This is a genomic window from Xanthomonas sp. CFBP 8443, from assembly GCF_025666195.1.
GTDB lineage: Bacteria > Pseudomonadota > Gammaproteobacteria > Xanthomonadales > Xanthomonadaceae > Xanthomonas_A.
Window position 1 is genome coordinate 3,698,115 of the sequence record NZ_CP102592.1, and the last position, 14,726, is coordinate 3,712,840.

A 14,726-nucleotide genomic window follows, 5' to 3' on the forward strand; every position below is an offset into this window, starting at 1 on the left:
ACCATGGCCACACGACGCGGTTTCCTGCAGGGCGCCATCGCCCTGGCCCTGTTCGGCAGCAGCGGCATCGCCCGCCTGGCGCAGGCGCGCGCCGGCAGCTACGCGCTGCCCGCCGACGCGCGCGCCAAGGCCGCGCTCACCCGCCACGTCGATGTGTTCATCGGCACCGGCGGCCACGGCCACACCTTTCCCGGCGCCACGCTGCCGTTCGGCATGGTGCAACTGAGCCCGGACACCTACAACGCGGTGTGGGATTCGTGCTCCGGCTACCACGAGTCCGACGGCTCGATCATGGGCTTCTCGCACACCCATCTGTCCGGCACCGGCATCGGCGACATGCTCGATTTCCTGGTGGTCCCCGCCACCGGCGACGTCAAGCTGGTGCCAGGCACGCTGGAAGATCCCGACGCCGGCTACCGCTCGCGCTACGACCATGCCGACGAAGCCGCCTCGCCCGGCTACTACCGCGTGCGCCTGAAGGACAGCGGCGTGCACGCCGAGCTAACCGCCACCGCGCGCGCCGGCCTGCACCGCTACCACTTCCCCAAGGGCAAGCCGGCGCACCTGCTGCTGGACCTGTGCCACGGCATGCAGGACAAGCCCGAGATCGCCACCCGGGTCAGCGACGCGCAACTGCGCATCGTCGACGCCAGCACCCTCACCGGCGGGCGCCGCGTGTACCAATGGGCGAAGGGCCGCTACATTTACTTTGCGATGCGCCTGTCGCGTCCATTCGCCAACGCGCAGCTCTACGCCGAAGACCAGCCGCTGGCCGCCGCCGCGCGCCAGGCCGACGGCACCCACCTGAAGGTGGCGCTGCACTATCCCGACGCGTCCGACGCGCCGCTGCTGGCCAAGGTCGGCATCTCCGCGGTCAGCGCCGAGAACGCGCTGGCCAACCTCGACGCCGAACTGCCCGACTTCGATTTCGCGCGCGTGCACGCCGCCGCGGTGGCCGCATGGGAGAAGGAACTGGCGCGGGTGCGCATCGACACCGATGACGACGCGCAACGCCGCATCTTCTACACCGGCCTGTACCACAGCCTGCTCGCGCCGACCCTGTTCAGCGACACCGACGGCCGCTATCGCGGCATGGACCTGCAGGTGCACCAGGCGCCCGCCGGCTACCACAACTACAGCACCTACTCGCTGTGGGACACCTACCGCGCGCTGCATCCGTTGCTGACCCTGGTGCAGCCCGAACGCGTGCCCGACCTGGTGCAGTGCCTGGTGCGCGGCGCCAACGAATGCCCGGACGGCGTCGGCATCTGGCCGCTGCAGGGCGTGGAGACCGGCTGCATGATCGGCTACCACTCCGCCGTGGTGCTGGCCGAAGCGCACGCCAAGGGCTTCACCGGCATCGACTACGCCGCCGCCTGGCCGGCCTACCGCAAGCGCGCGATGGACGACACCAAGCATGGCCTGGGCGAGTACCGCAAGCTCGGCTACATTCCCAGCGACACGGTGGACGAAGCGGTCAGCCGCACCCTTGAATACGCCTACGACGACTGGGCGGTGGCGCACCTGGCGCAGGCCGCCGGCGCCGCCAAGGACGCAAGCGCCTTGCGCGAACGCTCGCGCAACTACCGCAACGTGTTCAACCGCGCCAGCGGCTTCGTGCAGCCGCGGCTGAGCAACGGCGACTGGGCCGCCCCGTTCGATCCACGCGCGATGGGCCACATCGCCAAATGGCGCGACTTCACCGAATCCAACGCCTGGCAGGCCACCTTCCTCAACCAGCACGACCTGTACGGCTACATGGAACTGTTCGGCGGCCGCGACGGTTTCGTCGCCAAGCTCGACGAACTGTTCTCCACCAGCTCCGAACTGCCGGCCGACGCCCCGCCGGACATCGACGGCCTGGTCGGCCAGTACGCGCACGGCAACGAACCCAGCCACCACGTCGCCTACCTGTTCGCCTACGCCGGGCAACCGTACAAGACCCAGGCGATGGTGCGGCGGCTGCTGCGCGAGCAATACCACGACGCGCGCAACGGCCTGTCCGGCAACGAGGACTGCGGGCAGATGAGCGCCTGGATGGTGCTCAGCGCCCTGGGCTTCTACGCCGTGGACCCGGTCAGCGCCACCTACGTGCTCGGCAGCCCGCTGTTCAAGCGCGCCGACGTCGACGTCGGCAACGGCCGCACCCTCAGCATCGTCGCCCACGGCAACAGCGCCACCAACGTCTACATCCAGCGCGCCCGCTGGAACGGCAAGCCGTACACGCGCAGCTGGCTGCGCCACGCCGACCTCGCCGCCGGCGGCACCCTGGAACTGGAGATGGGCCCGAAGCCGAATCCCGCCTTCGGCGCCGCCAAGGAAGACCTGCCGCCGTCGTTTGTTTGAAGCGCACCCTCCTCGCCCCTGTAGGAGCGGCTTCAGCCGCGACCGAGACTCTCCGGTAGCACTCTGTCGCGGCTAATGGCCCGAGGCCACCCAGAGCCGCTCCTACAAAAGTCCAACGCCCCCGCCAGAGACCCCCACATGCTGCGCCACTCCCTGTCCGCCCTTGCCCTGTCGCTCCTGCTCTCCCTACCGGCATTCGCACAGCCGACGCACGCAACCACGCCCTGGCCCGCCTTCACCACCCAAGGCGAGCACTTCACCCGCGACGGCAAGCCCTACCAGATCATTTCCGGTGCCATCCACTTCCAGCGCATCCCGCGCGCCTACTGGAAGGACCGCCTGCAGAAAGCGCGCGCCATGGGCCTGAACACCGTGGAGACCTACGTGTTCTGGAACCTGGTCGAACCGCGCCAAGGCCGGTTCGACTTCAGCGGCAACAACGACGTCGCCGCCTTCATCGACGAAGCCGCCGCGCAGGGCCTGAACGTGATCCTGCGCCCCGGCCCCTACGTCTGCGCCGAATGGGAAGCCGGCGGCTACCCCGCCTGGCTGTTCGCCGAACCGGGCATGCGCGTGCGCAGCCAGGACCCGCGCTTCCTCGCCGCCAGCCAGGCCTACCTCGACGCCGTCGCCGCGCAGGTCAAGCCGAAGCTCAACCGCAACGGCGGCCCCATCATCGCCGTGCAGGTCGAGAACGAATACGGCTCCTACAACGACGACCACGCCTACATGCAGGCCAACCGCGCCATGTTCGTCAAGGCCGGCTTCGACCAGGCCCTGCTGTTCACCTCCGACGGCGCCGACGTACTCGCCAACGGCACCCTGCCCGACACCCTCGCCGTCGTGAATTTCGCCCCGGGCGAAGCCAAGAGCGCCTTCGACGCCCTGGCCAAGTTCCGCCCCGGCCAACCGCAGATGGTGGGCGAATACTGGGCCGGCTGGTTCGACCAATGGGGCGCCAAGCACGCCGCCACCGATGGCGCCAAGCAGGCCAGCGAATTCGAATGGATCCTGCGCCAGGGCCATTCCGCCAACCTCTACATGTTCGTCGGCGGCACCAGCTTCGGCTTCATGAACGGCGCCAACTTCCAGAAGAACGCCAGCGACCACTACGCCCCGCAGACCACCAGCTACGACTACGACGCCGTGCTGGACGAAGCCGGCCGCCCCACCCCCAAGTTCGCCCTGTTCCGCGACGCCATCGCCCGCGTCACCGGCGTACAACCGCCCGCCCTGCCCAAGCCGATCCGCTTCGCCGAGCTGCCGGCCACCCCGCTGCGCGAATCCGCCTCGCTGTGGGACAACCTGCCCGCGCCGGCCGCCACCACCGACACCCCGCAACCGATGGAGCGCTTCGGCCAGGCCTACGGCTACATCCTCTACCGCACCACCGTCACCGGCCCGCGCAAGGGCAGCCTGTACCTGGGCGACGTGCGCGACTACGCCCGCGTCTACGTGGATCGCCAGTTGGCCGGCAGCGCCGAGCGCCGCCTGCAGCAGGTGGCCGTGGACGTGGACATCCCCGCCGGCCCCCACACCATCGACGTGCTGGTGGAAAACGGCGGCCGCATCAACTACGGCGCCCACCTGGCCGACGGCCGCGCCGGCCTGGTCGATCCCGTCCTGCTCGACGGCAAGCCGCTGACCGGCTGGCAGACCTTCCCACTGCCGATGGACGACCCAAGCAAGCTCACCGGCTGGACCACCGCCAAGGTCGACGGCCCCGCCTTCCACCGCGGCACCGTCAAGATCGGCACGCCCACCGATACCTTCCTGGACATGCAGGCCTTCGGCAAAGGCTTCGCCTGGGCCAACGGCCATAACCTGGGGCGGCATTGGAACATCGGGCCGCAGCGGGCGTTGTATTTCCCGGCGCCGATGCAGCGTAAGGGCGAGAACAGCGTGATTGTGTTCGATCTGGATAGTGCGGCGAATGCGAGGGTGCGTGGGGTTAAGGGGCAGGTTTGGAGTACGCCGGGTAATTGAGTTATTCGTGGAATGCGCCATCCGGTAAGTCTGGGTGGCGCGGCATCAAACAACTTGTCTACAAATTAGGGCCGCCGGCGGTTACGCCGAGCGGCCTTTAACTTGTGACGGCCGTCAACAAGTGATAGCGTCGGCCTGGTGCGGGGATGCACTGGGGATGGCGGTGGGGTTAGACGCAGGGATTATGCGGCAGTGCAACTGGCGAAAGATTGAATTCAGGCTGCGTGCTGCTCCGAAAGGTGACGGTATCGGCGCGCTACACACCCGTTTTACACACCATTTTGTCGTCGAATAGTAGTTAGGTTGCAAGGGAGGGATTGACGTGACTCAAGTATCAGGACAGATGGCTCTCGACATTGTGCGACGAGCTTTTTTCCCGTTGCATTGCGGTGCAGAGATCTATGACTATGACGAGAGGATGCGAATAAACGTCGTGAATGATGCGGATGAAAGTCTGCTCAAACTGACTGATATTGCCAAAGACGAGTTCACCGATTCAGATCGACTTGGCGCCTTACTGCACCGACTCAGAGACGATCTATCTCATCATATGGGTTCCCAGCTTGAGCCTTGGCAGATGCCCGATATCAAGCTGCTCGCAACCTAACAATTCATTCAAGCCGAACTCGCTTCGCGGGTCGGCTTAACTCAGGCGTTAGCCCCCGTTTCCAGTTTCATTGCACCCAACCAAGGAGCTTCAAATGGCGAATGACATTGTTCCGGGATCCATCGTGTCGCTTAAGAGTGGCGGCCCCAAGATGACCGTTGCTTGGGTGGAAGAAGGTGACGCCTACTGCGAGTGGTTTGATGCAAAGGGCGAGCCACGCGGTCAGCGGTACGCTCTTGTCGTGCTTGAGCGTGTCTGAGTCCGGGCGCTAACAATTCGTCCAAGCCGACGCCGCTTCGCGACGCGGCTTAACTTGGGTGTTAGGCCTTATCAGGGAAACTCTAGTAACCTCGATTACGAGAATTGCACGCCAGAAACGGGATCAGGTTGACTTCCTAAGTGAACCTGACAAGTTACAGAATCCAAGCCAAAACCCAGTGCTTCGCAGGCATTAAGCCCGCATACCGCCCGCGCAAATCATCCAACTCAACCGATAAATAAGTGAACCTGACCCCGTTAGTCGGTGAATCGATTGAGGTGGAGGCCGAGACCTTCGTTCCTTTGGTCATCGATGAAGTGTTCGGTGCACGCTTTAACCAGCTTCGCCTTGTTGATGAACCTACAGACATTCCAAAGCACATTTTTCCCCTCAGTAAAGCCTTCACGATTGTTACTCCGGAGCCTCCCGGCGATGACTAATCCTTGCTTCAAGCGCCCCTAGGGCAGTCCGCTTAAGTCATCAGAATAAATTTTTTCTGCCATCAGGATTTTGAGCCGCCTGGCGCCAAGCCATCGGAGCAACAGCACAATGAATAACCAAGCAATATTGGCTTGCATGCGAGAGATGGACAAGCACCCACTTCAAGCAGACCCACCTATAGCAACCAGCCTAAGTCAAACGTTAGGCACCAATTAGACGCCAAGTGATATCTTCACCATCCCCATCAAAGGATATTCCATGAAACTTATTATTTTTCTCACAACCCTTATAATATCCATCCCGGCATTTGCAGACGACCAAGCAAACCTAATTCAAGCCCAAGAGGAAATTCAAGCTGAATTCGATGAAATGACGTGTTCGGAACTTAAACAAGACCTTCCTAAGCTATCTGAAAGCCTTGATGCATTAAGGTTCATCAACCAGGGCGCTGTTGAATTTGAAATTGCGATATACACATTAAAGAAGACAATTGAAAAGTCGAGGCTCTGCATTCAAAACTGAGAAGATCAGCAAAAAGTATGCGAAAACGAGGTCAGGTTGATTCGCCCCGATTTCTGAGCCACCCCCGATTGGACGTTAGGTACGTATGAAGCGACCTCCATACTCCATTACCGAGTTTGATGACACACACAAGCGCGAGCTTGAGGAATGGCTGTTGCTTGATCACCGGCTCAGAGAAGTGGATCAGGCACTTAAGCTAGTTCACAGCTCTCTCGGGCGTGCTCGCAATTCCAGGGTGGCACGGATTGGAAGCACCACTTCTACGCGAAGCAATTACTGTTTTGCGGTAATTACATATATGCGCTGTTTCTCACCGGGGCGCTATCGCCGCCTTCGCATTGAGTCAATTTCCGACTTAACTCCCACCAACCTAGAGACCCATGCCGGCATAAGGACGATCCGCAATACGTTCTTTGCCCACGCCGTGGCCGATGAAGAGGGCGAACACATTTACCTACATGCTCCAATTGGGGGCTCAATTAACGGCTTTGCGACCATTTCAGTTGTTCTCTTATGCGACTCCAAACAAACCGTTCGAAATTTCATGAATCTAGTAGCAAAGGTACGCAAGTTCGTGCTATCTCGTGTAGAAGAGGTGGGAGATAAGATTGCCACGCGTTTCTTTGGGCCTGGTGCTTCTTGGAAAGAGCTCTCAACAGTCGCCAGCCGTTATGGGCAACGCCCCTAGCAGAAACGGGGTCAGGTTGACTTCCTAAGTGAACCTGACCCGTTACACGTAGGATACCGCGAACGTGATCAGAACCACTAACCACTGACGCTGGGCTGATATTTTCTTGACTCAATCACTTAACAATACATGCGAGCAGACCCGCTTCGCGGCGCGGCTTAATTAAGAAGTTAGAATCAAGGAAGGGATGGGAGCTTATGGCGATCTTTGGAATAGGCGCTTACTACGACGAGGATGTAAGCGATTCGTTCATTTCAGGCAATATTGCGGGACCTGGCTGGGACTGCACCAAAGCTCCTGAGTTACATCAGTTCATCCGATCACTTAAAGTTGGCGATATAGTTTATCTGAAGTCATTCTCACCAACCAGTCCTGATATCTTTGTTAAAGCGATTGGCGTTGTCGCGGATGAGATAATTATAACTAACAGCCCGCTGGTCGCTACTGGTCGCAACATCAAGTGGCTAGTCACCGAGCAATTTCGCATCCCAAAGCCAAAAGAAAAGAACAACGTTCGCTTCAATACAATGTATGAGGAATTCCACCCAAGCGTTCAATCTTCAATTCTGGGAAGGCTGTTTAATAACCAGCCAACAAAGCAGCCAGAGTAAGCATCCACTTCAAGCACATATTTCCTCCGCACCCTTTGTTGAGTTGGATTAATTTAGGCGTTGACCCGCCATAGGGAACTCATGTCATTTATTCGTGCTGACGTCTACAAAGCAATCACCGACAACAACCTCAATGACGTAGTTTTTCAAGATCCATTTAGTGATGAGGCGCGCAAGGCGAAGAGGAACCTAGTCGCAGCGAGCTTTGGAGCACTTCTTATCGCTGCACTCGACCTGCAGGTGAACGGATTTCTGGGCCTTCAAACTGTTACCGGTTCAACACTTGGCGTCGTAATAACGAAGGGCCTTGCCTGTGTCGTTGTTTTGTACTTTCTCGCTGGATTCGTTCTTTATGCATCTGTTGACTACGCTGCCTGGAAATTCAAACGCGAGCGGTTCTTGGTTGCGCCATACCTGGAACTCGTCAAGATGCTTGAAGCACACGTGAATTCCACCGGCGAGCAAGTCACCAACGCCACGAGTAGGTTGGGCAGTATAGTGATCGAGAGCGACATGCAGTCGCAGGTTGCTTTCCAAGAAGCAATTAAAAATACGAAGGGTCAGCTCGCGTCCATTCAGGAGCATACTTCTCAGCTCCACGAAGAGATGCGCCCTTTGATTGGACATTGGCGCTTAACGGTAGCAAAGGCTAGTCGTCTCTCTTGGCGATTGAGGGCACGCTTTCTCAGTCTTTGGTTGCTCGACATGCTCTTTCCACTGGCACTATCTGCTCTGGCCATGTGGAAGTCGCATGAAGGGCTACCTCTCATCTTTGAGCGGATCGCGGGCTAACCCGACGTGCCTACGGCACGCGGCGCACCTCAGACATTAACGCGCAGAAACAAACGGAACAGAGATTATAATGCCTTACGAACTGGACAACCGGCTGGTGATTGGCGTGGCATCGAGTGCGGTCTTTGACCTAGGGGACTCTGACACCGTTTTTAAGAGCCACGGAGAAGAGGAATACCGCAGGTTTCAAGAGAAGAATCTCAACGTCGCTTTGCCGAAGGGCATCGCCTTCCCTTTTATCAAACGGCTGCTTTCGATCAATGACTTGAGTCCCGACCAAGCAGACCCCTTTGTAGAGGTAGTGCTACTGTCTCGCAACGATCCGGACACCGGACTCCGCGTCATGAAAACCATTGAGCACTACGGGCTCGGCATGACACGGGCCATTTTTATGCAGGGCCGATCTCCTTACGAATACATTCCCGCACTCAACATTGCGCTCTTCCTTTCCGCCAATAAAAATGACGTAGACGCTGCTATCAAAGCGGGACACCCTGCGGGCCAAGTCCTGGATTCGCAGTTCAGCGACGACGACGAAGACAAGACGCTTCGTATCGCGTTCGACTTCGATGGTGTCTTGGCCGGCGACGAATCGGAGTCTGTTATGCAGCAATCTGGTCTAACAGAGTTCCACGCGCACGAAGTTCGGAACGTCATGCAAGCACACAACCCCGGTCCATTGAAGGAGTTTCTCGTCAGGGTGTCGAAGATTCAGTCAGCGGAGGAAAAGTACAAGGCGTCTCACCCAGACTATGAGAATCGCATTCGCGTTTCGATTGTCACGGCTCGAAACGCGCCGTCCCATGAGCGCGCCCTAAATACGCTAAAGAAGTGGGGCGTCATGGCAAACGATGCGTTCTTTCTCGGCGGCATCGAGAAAAGCAAGATTCTTGGGGTACTCAAGCCCCACATATTCTTCGATGATCAGTCTGGCCATCTAAAATCAGCGAGCGCGGTCGTGCCATCTGTCCATATACCATTCGGCGTCATTAACCAGCCGCGGCTGGCCGAGTAAGCAGTATGCGTGCTTACAATTCGTCTAAGCTGACGTAAAGAGATATCGAGGCCAGCCCCCCTTGAAAACGCGTCTTCGCGTTACAGCCTCGAATCCAGTTGACATTCCTAAAATCCAGTAGCACCATTCCCTCCAAGGAGCCTAGAAACTCCTCAGAGAGCGGTACCCACCTCCGTCAAACCGGTGGGTTTTTTGTGCCTGCAATTCGCAGGGACAAGCCGACGCGCTGTCTGCGTCGGGAGGGCGGCTAATACAACACCCGCAAGGGGAATACGCCCGCCGGCTCTCTGCGGTTTCTAGCCTCCCGACATCCCGTCGCCGTTCGGCGCGGGTTCCTGTCTGCCAAGGAGGCTGTGCCATGCGTCAACCGTCACCCCGCCCCGCCGCTCCCCGCAAGCGCAAGTCGCACAAGCATCGCCACTGCCCACAGTGGACGATCGCCGAATCGGCGCTCATCCCCATGCTGACGCCCGAACAGGTCGCCGCCGCCGAGGCCGCCGATCGTGCCCGCGCATCGCGCGCACCCCGCCGCCCACGCCCGCCGCAGCAGTGCACCGTCGGCTGCGGCCACTCCGTCAACGGCAAGCGCACGCCGGCGCTGCGCCTGGGCGGCCGCTGGATGGAGGAACTGGGCTTCACCATCGGCAGCACGCTGCGCATCACAGTGCGCGATGGCCAATTGGTGGTCACGGCAGCCGGCAAGGATTGAATCGCCCGCCGCCCGCCGAGGCACCCGTTGTGTGTGGCCACATACCCTCCCAGCATATGCCGCGGCTTTTAGAGAGGCGGCGCCAGGCTACACACGATGCGCTCTGCAATCTCTAACCCGACCCGCTGGATTCACACCATTTTATCGTCAAATAGTAGGCCCTAAATGGAAGGTCAGTTACCAACCCAGCAAATGCCATTCGTCTGGTGCGACTTCAATGCCTGTGGCTGGGCGGGCAACGGAGACAGGAGCTACTACGCACTGGATCGGGACAAGCTGGCTGCCATCGATGCCCATGACCGAATGCTGGTGTTTCTGTACGACACAGACGAGCCTGGCACCATCCTAGGATGTGTCGCTCAACTTCAGCACGTGGCACTTAGCGGTTTCGTCGGGTGGCGTGCTGAGCCCGTTGCGGGCACCGACTACCGTGGCCCATTCCCCGCTCCTCTCGTGGGTGGATTTGGTGCCTGACAATTCGTTGAAGTATTACACGCCCGTTTTACACACATTTTTTCGTCGAACAGTAGTTAGGCAGAATCGGCAATGACCCAGCAAGCCTGTGAAAAGCTTCTTTCGAACCTCTCGCCTGCAGAGCAAGCCCAATTCCTTACGCTATTGGGTCACGAACTCACCATCCTTGGACGTTCCTCATACGAGTTCCAAGGCCCTGGCGTCACCAACCCCAGGTTGCTCCGCGACCTCAATGAGATACAACATCGCGTTCACAGGCAGCTATTCTCTCTGACATCACGTGGCGAGCCGGATTTTGCCCCTGACCTGCTGGCATCTTGGCTGTTTGCGGAGAGCAAGCCATACCTTCAACCAGGTTTGGCGTTTGCATTCGAGCGGGCAGCTCGGCGCTTTCGGGCTGCTGCTGCCTAACAATTCAGTCAAGCCGAACCCGCTTCGCAGGCCGGCTTAACTCAGGCGCTAGAGGGCATACGGCGGTTCAACGGCTAGGCTGAGATACAACCAGTGTCGATGAACTCTCTTGGGATGGCAGCCCCCTCGGAGGCCAGGTAGACCAGTGTGCGGCGGATGGGCGCTCTATCTGCAGCCCGCATCATGCGGGCACGCTCTGCAGCACACGTTGAAGCACCGTCGCTGCGGCCTGGGGCTTGCCGAGCGCAAGGCTGCACGCGGCCATGGTTCGCAATTTCGGCCGATCGGCCATCAACCGTTCGATCTTGTAGTCGAGGCCAATGTCATCGTAGGCCAGCCATGCCGCGCCTTCTTCCATCAGGAAGCCTGCGTTGTGTTCTTCTTGGCCAGGGATCGGCGAGATCAGCAGCATCGGCTTGCCCAGCGCCAGGCATTCGGACACGGTGAGGCCGCCGGGCTTGGTGACGACCAGATCGGCAGCGGCCATGAGCTTGTGCATCTCGTCGGTGAAGCCCACCGCAATCATCCGGCCCGGATGGCGAAGCGCCAGCGCCGCCAGTCTGGCGTGCGTTTCGGCATTGCGGCCCGCCACGGCGATTACCTGGAAATCGCTTGCCATGCCCAATGCACGTTCGACCATGCTCGCAAGATCGCCAACGCCAGCGCCGCCTGACGCCATCAAAAGCGTGGCATGCGATGGCTCCAGCCCCAGGGCGGCCGCGCAAGCGTCGCGCTCCAGCGCAGGGGCGTCGGGCTTCGAGAATGCCGGCATCACCGGAATTCCTGTGACGTGCACACGGTCGGCCGGAATGCCGCGTGCGCGAAGCCGGAACGCGACCTCTTCGTTCGCCGCCAGGTAGCCGGTCATCTCGGGAACGAGCCACATGTTGTGCAGGTCGTAGTCGGTGATCTGCAACCAGACGGGGTAGTCGAGGCGACCGTTCCTGCGTTCGCGCATCAGCAACTCGGCCGGCAGGAAATGGGTGCAGATCACGGCATCGGGCTTCGCGTTTCGAATCTCGCGCAGCAGCGCGCCGGTGCTCAGTCGCTCGATGCCGCGGCGCAAGCGCTGCGACGCCGCGTGGTGCGGCGTGACGTCGCTGCGCTGATGCAGATACGACCAGAGTTCGGGCGCGCGATTCACGAGCTGGATGTACCAATCGGCGTAGACACTGCGGAACGCCCCTGACACATTGGCCATGGCGTCGATATGTACAGCCGTGCACGAGGGAGCGAGAGAGTGTGCGGCGGCAGCGAGCGCCTGCGCTGCGCGCACGTGGCCATTGCCGGCGCTTACACTGAGGATCAGAACTTTGGTCATGGCTGGAGGTCGGTGGTTGGCGTCGGGGGATTAAATTGGGAAAACAGGGCGCAGATTTTGAGGTTTCCCCAGCTTTAGTTCTTGGCAATCAACATCGTGCAGCGGCGTTGGTCTGCAAAACGCGCGCATGGCGCGATCTTCACGGTTACCACACCAATGAGGATCGCCAACAACGGCCAGAGGAAATATCAGTTTCAAGCACATATTCCTCTGGCCCCACTGTCGAGCCCCACCATTGCCCTTAACGCCAGGTCGACTTACGGCGCCAGATACCCGCTCACGTCCTCGGCAGTGCGCTGCATGTCGATCGCCAGCAGGTCCTTGAGGATCGCGGTGTGGCCGGATCCAGCAATCACCAGCACGCGGTGGCCGGGTTGGGCGGCCTTCTGCACGTTGGCATACATGCGGAAGTTGCGGTGCCACCAACTGGCCGCAGCGTCGGCACCGGCAAAGCTGCCACCGGCATCCACGGCATTGGTGCGGATGTAGAGATTCTTGTTTTCGCGGTCGCGCGCGGGATCGTTCGTCAGGCGCAGCAGCTCGTGCAGCGGCAACGTCGATTGCTCGCGATCGGCGCGCGCGGAAAGATCCTTGAACGTGGCATCCATCGCCGCCTGCATGGCCGGGTCGTTCGCCTTGATGAAATCGAACATCGGATCGGCTTCCCAGCCGACCTGGCCCTCGTCGAAGCACGTCACTCCCGCAATCCCCGAGGCTTTGGCGACGCGGAAGCCAATCTGGTGGACTTCGTTAGCCGGCAGGGTCGACTGACCGTCGCGGTAGCGGGCAAACGCGGCGTCGTAGTTCGCCTGCTCGGACGGCTCGCACTCCACCAGTACGTCGGTGGGGCGAAACGCGGCGATCCGTGCGGCAAGGCCCGCAAGGTAGGCCTGGTTGTCTTTCGACATCACGTCGGAGACCTTGAACTTCACCATGTCCCGCCCCGGATTCTCGAAGTGGAACGAGCCAAGCATCATCACAGTCGCCGGCGCGACGGGCGCCTGCGTCGCGGCGGCGGCGAGCCCGGGCAACGTGGTCAGGCAAGCGGACAGAGCTGCGACAAAAAAACGATGGGCGTTCAAGGTTTTGCTCCAGGACGGTAAGCCGATGGCGGCTCCGGCATTAGAGCACCCGTTTGAGCGTTGGGCATAGGGGTTGCTGATTGCCGGCTTGGGCAGACAAAAGCCGGCACACGACCTCGCCATTGTGCTGCTGCTTCTGCTACCACGTCCAAAGGACTCAGCGCTTTGCCGACTGCCACCCCACGCACAGCGCATCCGTAGGGCGACAGAACACGCGCTCGCCGCTCAGCGACCCAGCCACAAACTTCACTTGCACAGGTGTGCCCACCGCAGGGCACCTAGCGCTAGTAGGCATCCAGGCGCGCTTGCTGCCTGCTATTGAACCAGGTTCCCAAAGAAGTAGCGCTTCCCTACATCGAAACGCATGGGCGAGGACATGTACTTGTCCAGGATGGTGGCCGCATTGCGCGGCAGGAACTCGGCGCTTTCCCCGTAGAACCCCGAACAATCGACGCCCGAATACACCTCGAACTTGCGCCGCCAGAGCAGGAAATCACTCCAATCGATCCACTCGTCGTTGCCTTTGGGAACAAGCGCCTTTCTCATCAACCAGACCTGCTTCTCCATATCGACGGGCTCGCCCGCCAGGACTGCAACTCGGTCGCTGCCATGGGTATCGCTCAACGCGGCAAGTCGCGCCTCGACAGCCCGCCTGTAGTCGGCCTCGCCCAAGCCGGTATCGAAGAACGCTGGCTCGCCTTCACGGACATCGAGCAGGTTGGATATGTTCGCCTCGATGGCGTCCCGGTCGGCGCGCCGATCAAGCGAACACCAGGCTTCGACCATGAAGGGGATCAACCAGAGCACCCCTGACCATTGCGCCGCTAGGCTGGCCTCGATGCGCAGATAGCGGGGCCCGTCGATCATGAGTTCGGCGAGGAACTCCAGGTCCGCATCAAGCCCTGAATCGGCGGTCAAACCCAGGCAGGCCGACACCAGGGTCGGATCGTTGTCCTTGTCCACTATCCACTTTTTCAGCTGGGATACGTGACTGTAATCCCCATGCTTCGCACACTCCATGATCGACGCAAGCGCGATCCAGGGATTGTCGCTCAAGCATCCATCTGGCGACACCATCCCTTCAGGTGCGGAGTTGGAATAGTGGTACCCATGCCCTTTCCAATAGAAGCAGCCCTGAAGAAATGTCGGCCTCTGGGGGTGCTGGTAAGTAGTGGTGCGCATCGCTAGGGCTTCGGATCTATTGGCGCGTTTGCCTTGAAGTGTACTCAACTACGCTTATGACCGACGGTGCGCTAAGCTGCTCGATCCCTCGCTGCTCGACGGCAAGCCGCTGACCGGCATACAAAACTCTTCCGCTGCCAATGGACGATGCGAGCAAGCTCAAGGCTGGACCACGCCAAGGTCGAACACTCGCTTTCCACTGTGGCAGCGCCATCAAGATCGGCGCGCCCACCGCCCACCGCACGTCCCTGGATATGCGTGCCTTCGGTCAAGGGCTCCG

Annotated in this window: 14 protein-coding genes; 11 read left to right on the top strand and 3 right to left on the bottom strand. The window is 60.2% G+C overall.

Annotated features, from left to right (window positions below):
- Positions 1 to 3 precede the first annotated feature (3 nt).
- The 11 genes from NUG20_RS15495 (at position 4) to NUG20_RS15545 (ending at position 9,976) form a co-directional block, all read left to right on the top strand.
- On the top strand, positions 4 to 2,346 hold the full coding sequence (locus NUG20_RS15495) for a GH92 family glycosyl hydrolase (protein WP_263395332.1): 2,343 nt from the start codon (positions 4 to 6) through the stop codon (positions 2,344 to 2,346).
- Positions 2,347 to 2,484: 138 nt separating this feature from the next.
- A complete protein-coding gene (locus NUG20_RS15500) occupies positions 2,485 to 4,332 on the top strand; it encodes a glycoside hydrolase family 35 protein (protein ID WP_263395333.1) in 1,848 nt (615 codons plus the stop codon).
- Between the two features lie 343 nt (positions 4,333 to 4,675).
- The gene (locus tag NUG20_RS15505) at positions 4,676 to 4,939 is read left to right on the top strand and encodes a DUF1652 domain-containing protein (protein WP_263395334.1); all 264 of its coding nucleotides are present in this window, start codon (positions 4,676 to 4,678) and stop codon (positions 4,937 to 4,939) included.
- Positions 4,940 to 5,033: 94 nt separating this feature from the next.
- Positions 5,034 to 5,198 carry a YodC family protein gene (locus tag NUG20_RS15510; protein ID WP_263395335.1) on the top strand — a complete coding sequence of 55 codons (165 nt, stop codon included), beginning with the start codon at positions 5,034 to 5,036 and terminating at the stop codon, positions 5,196 to 5,198.
- 242 nt (positions 5,199 to 5,440) lie between these two features.
- Positions 5,441 to 5,638, top strand: a complete 198-nt coding sequence (locus NUG20_RS15515; RefSeq protein ID WP_263395336.1) for a hypothetical protein — start codon at positions 5,441 to 5,443, stop codon at positions 5,636 to 5,638.
- Between the two features lie 259 nt (positions 5,639 to 5,897).
- The gene (locus tag NUG20_RS15520) at positions 5,898 to 6,161 is read left to right on the top strand and encodes a hypothetical protein (RefSeq protein ID WP_263395337.1); all 264 of its coding nucleotides are present in this window, start codon (positions 5,898 to 5,900) and stop codon (positions 6,159 to 6,161) included.
- An 85-nt stretch (positions 6,162 to 6,246) separates the two neighbouring features.
- Positions 6,247 to 6,849 carry a hypothetical protein gene (locus tag NUG20_RS15525; RefSeq protein WP_263395338.1) on the top strand — a complete coding sequence of 201 codons (603 nt, stop codon included), beginning with the start codon at positions 6,247 to 6,249 and terminating at the stop codon, positions 6,847 to 6,849.
- A gap of 197 nt (positions 6,850 to 7,046) precedes the next feature.
- Positions 7,047 to 7,460, top strand: a complete 414-nt coding sequence (locus NUG20_RS15530; RefSeq protein WP_263395339.1) for a hypothetical protein — start codon at positions 7,047 to 7,049, stop codon at positions 7,458 to 7,460.
- A gap of 81 nt (positions 7,461 to 7,541) precedes the next feature.
- Positions 7,542 to 8,252: a hypothetical protein gene (locus NUG20_RS15535; protein ID WP_263395340.1), complete on the top strand. Its 711-nt coding sequence runs from the start codon at positions 7,542 to 7,544 to the stop codon at positions 8,250 to 8,252.
- Between the two features lie 70 nt (positions 8,253 to 8,322).
- The gene (locus NUG20_RS15540) at positions 8,323 to 9,267 is read left to right on the top strand and encodes a 5'-nucleotidase (protein ID WP_263395341.1); all 945 of its coding nucleotides are present in this window, start codon (positions 8,323 to 8,325) and stop codon (positions 9,265 to 9,267) included.
- 460 nt (positions 9,268 to 9,727) lie between these two features.
- The gene (locus tag NUG20_RS15545) at positions 9,728 to 9,976 is read left to right on the top strand and encodes a SymE family type I addiction module toxin (RefSeq protein ID WP_309917834.1); all 249 of its coding nucleotides are present in this window, start codon (positions 9,728 to 9,730) and stop codon (positions 9,974 to 9,976) included.
- A 1,066-nt stretch (positions 9,977 to 11,042) separates the two neighbouring features.
- Here NUG20_RS15545 and NUG20_RS15550 read toward each other — a convergent pair.
- The 3 genes from NUG20_RS15550 to NUG20_RS15560 all read right to left on the bottom strand — a co-directional run bounded on the left by NUG20_RS15550 (position 11,043) and on the right by NUG20_RS15560 (position 14,320).
- Positions 11,043 to 12,182, bottom strand: a complete 1,140-nt coding sequence (locus NUG20_RS15550; protein WP_263395343.1) for an MGDG synthase family glycosyltransferase — start codon at positions 12,180 to 12,182, stop codon at positions 11,043 to 11,045.
- Positions 12,183 to 12,439: 257 nt separating this feature from the next.
- Entirely contained in the window at positions 12,440 to 13,264 is an 825-nt protein-coding gene (locus tag NUG20_RS15555) for a DUF5694 domain-containing protein (RefSeq protein WP_263395344.1), read from the bottom strand.
- Between the two features lie 315 nt (positions 13,265 to 13,579).
- Positions 13,580 to 14,320, bottom strand: a complete 741-nt coding sequence (locus NUG20_RS15560; protein WP_263395345.1) for a hypothetical protein — start codon at positions 14,318 to 14,320, stop codon at positions 13,580 to 13,582.
- Positions 14,321 to 14,726: the final 406 nt, after the last annotated feature.

Coding starts and splice junctions, on each gene's coding strand:
- NUG20_RS15545 (WP_309917834.1), top strand. CDS start 9,728: ATGCTGACGCCCGAACAGGTCGCCGCCGCCGAGGCCGCCGATCGTGCC.
- NUG20_RS15530 (WP_263395339.1), top strand. CDS start 7,047: ATGGCGATCTTTGGAATAGGCGCTTACTACGACGAGGATGTAAGCGAT.
- NUG20_RS15510 (WP_263395335.1), top strand. CDS start 5,034: ATGGCGAATGACATTGTTCCGGGATCCATCGTGTCGCTTAAGAGTGGC.
- NUG20_RS15540 (WP_263395341.1), top strand. CDS start 8,323: ATGCCTTACGAACTGGACAACCGGCTGGTGATTGGCGTGGCATCGAGT.
- NUG20_RS15520 (WP_263395337.1), top strand. CDS start 5,898: ATGAAACTTATTATTTTTCTCACAACCCTTATAATATCCATCCCGGCA.
- NUG20_RS15550 (WP_263395343.1), bottom strand. CDS start 12,182: ATGACCAAAGTTCTGATCCTCAGTGTAAGCGCCGGCAATGGCCACGTG.
- NUG20_RS15535 (WP_263395340.1), top strand. CDS start 7,542: ATGTCATTTATTCGTGCTGACGTCTACAAAGCAATCACCGACAACAAC.
- NUG20_RS15495 (WP_263395332.1), top strand. CDS start 4: ATGGCCACACGACGCGGTTTCCTGCAGGGCGCCATCGCCCTGGCCCTG.
- NUG20_RS15505 (WP_263395334.1), top strand. CDS start 4,676: ATGGCTCTCGACATTGTGCGACGAGCTTTTTTCCCGTTGCATTGCGGT.
- NUG20_RS15525 (WP_263395338.1), top strand. CDS start 6,247: ATGAAGCGACCTCCATACTCCATTACCGAGTTTGATGACACACACAAG.
- NUG20_RS15500 (WP_263395333.1), top strand. CDS start 2,485: ATGCTGCGCCACTCCCTGTCCGCCCTTGCCCTGTCGCTCCTGCTCTCC.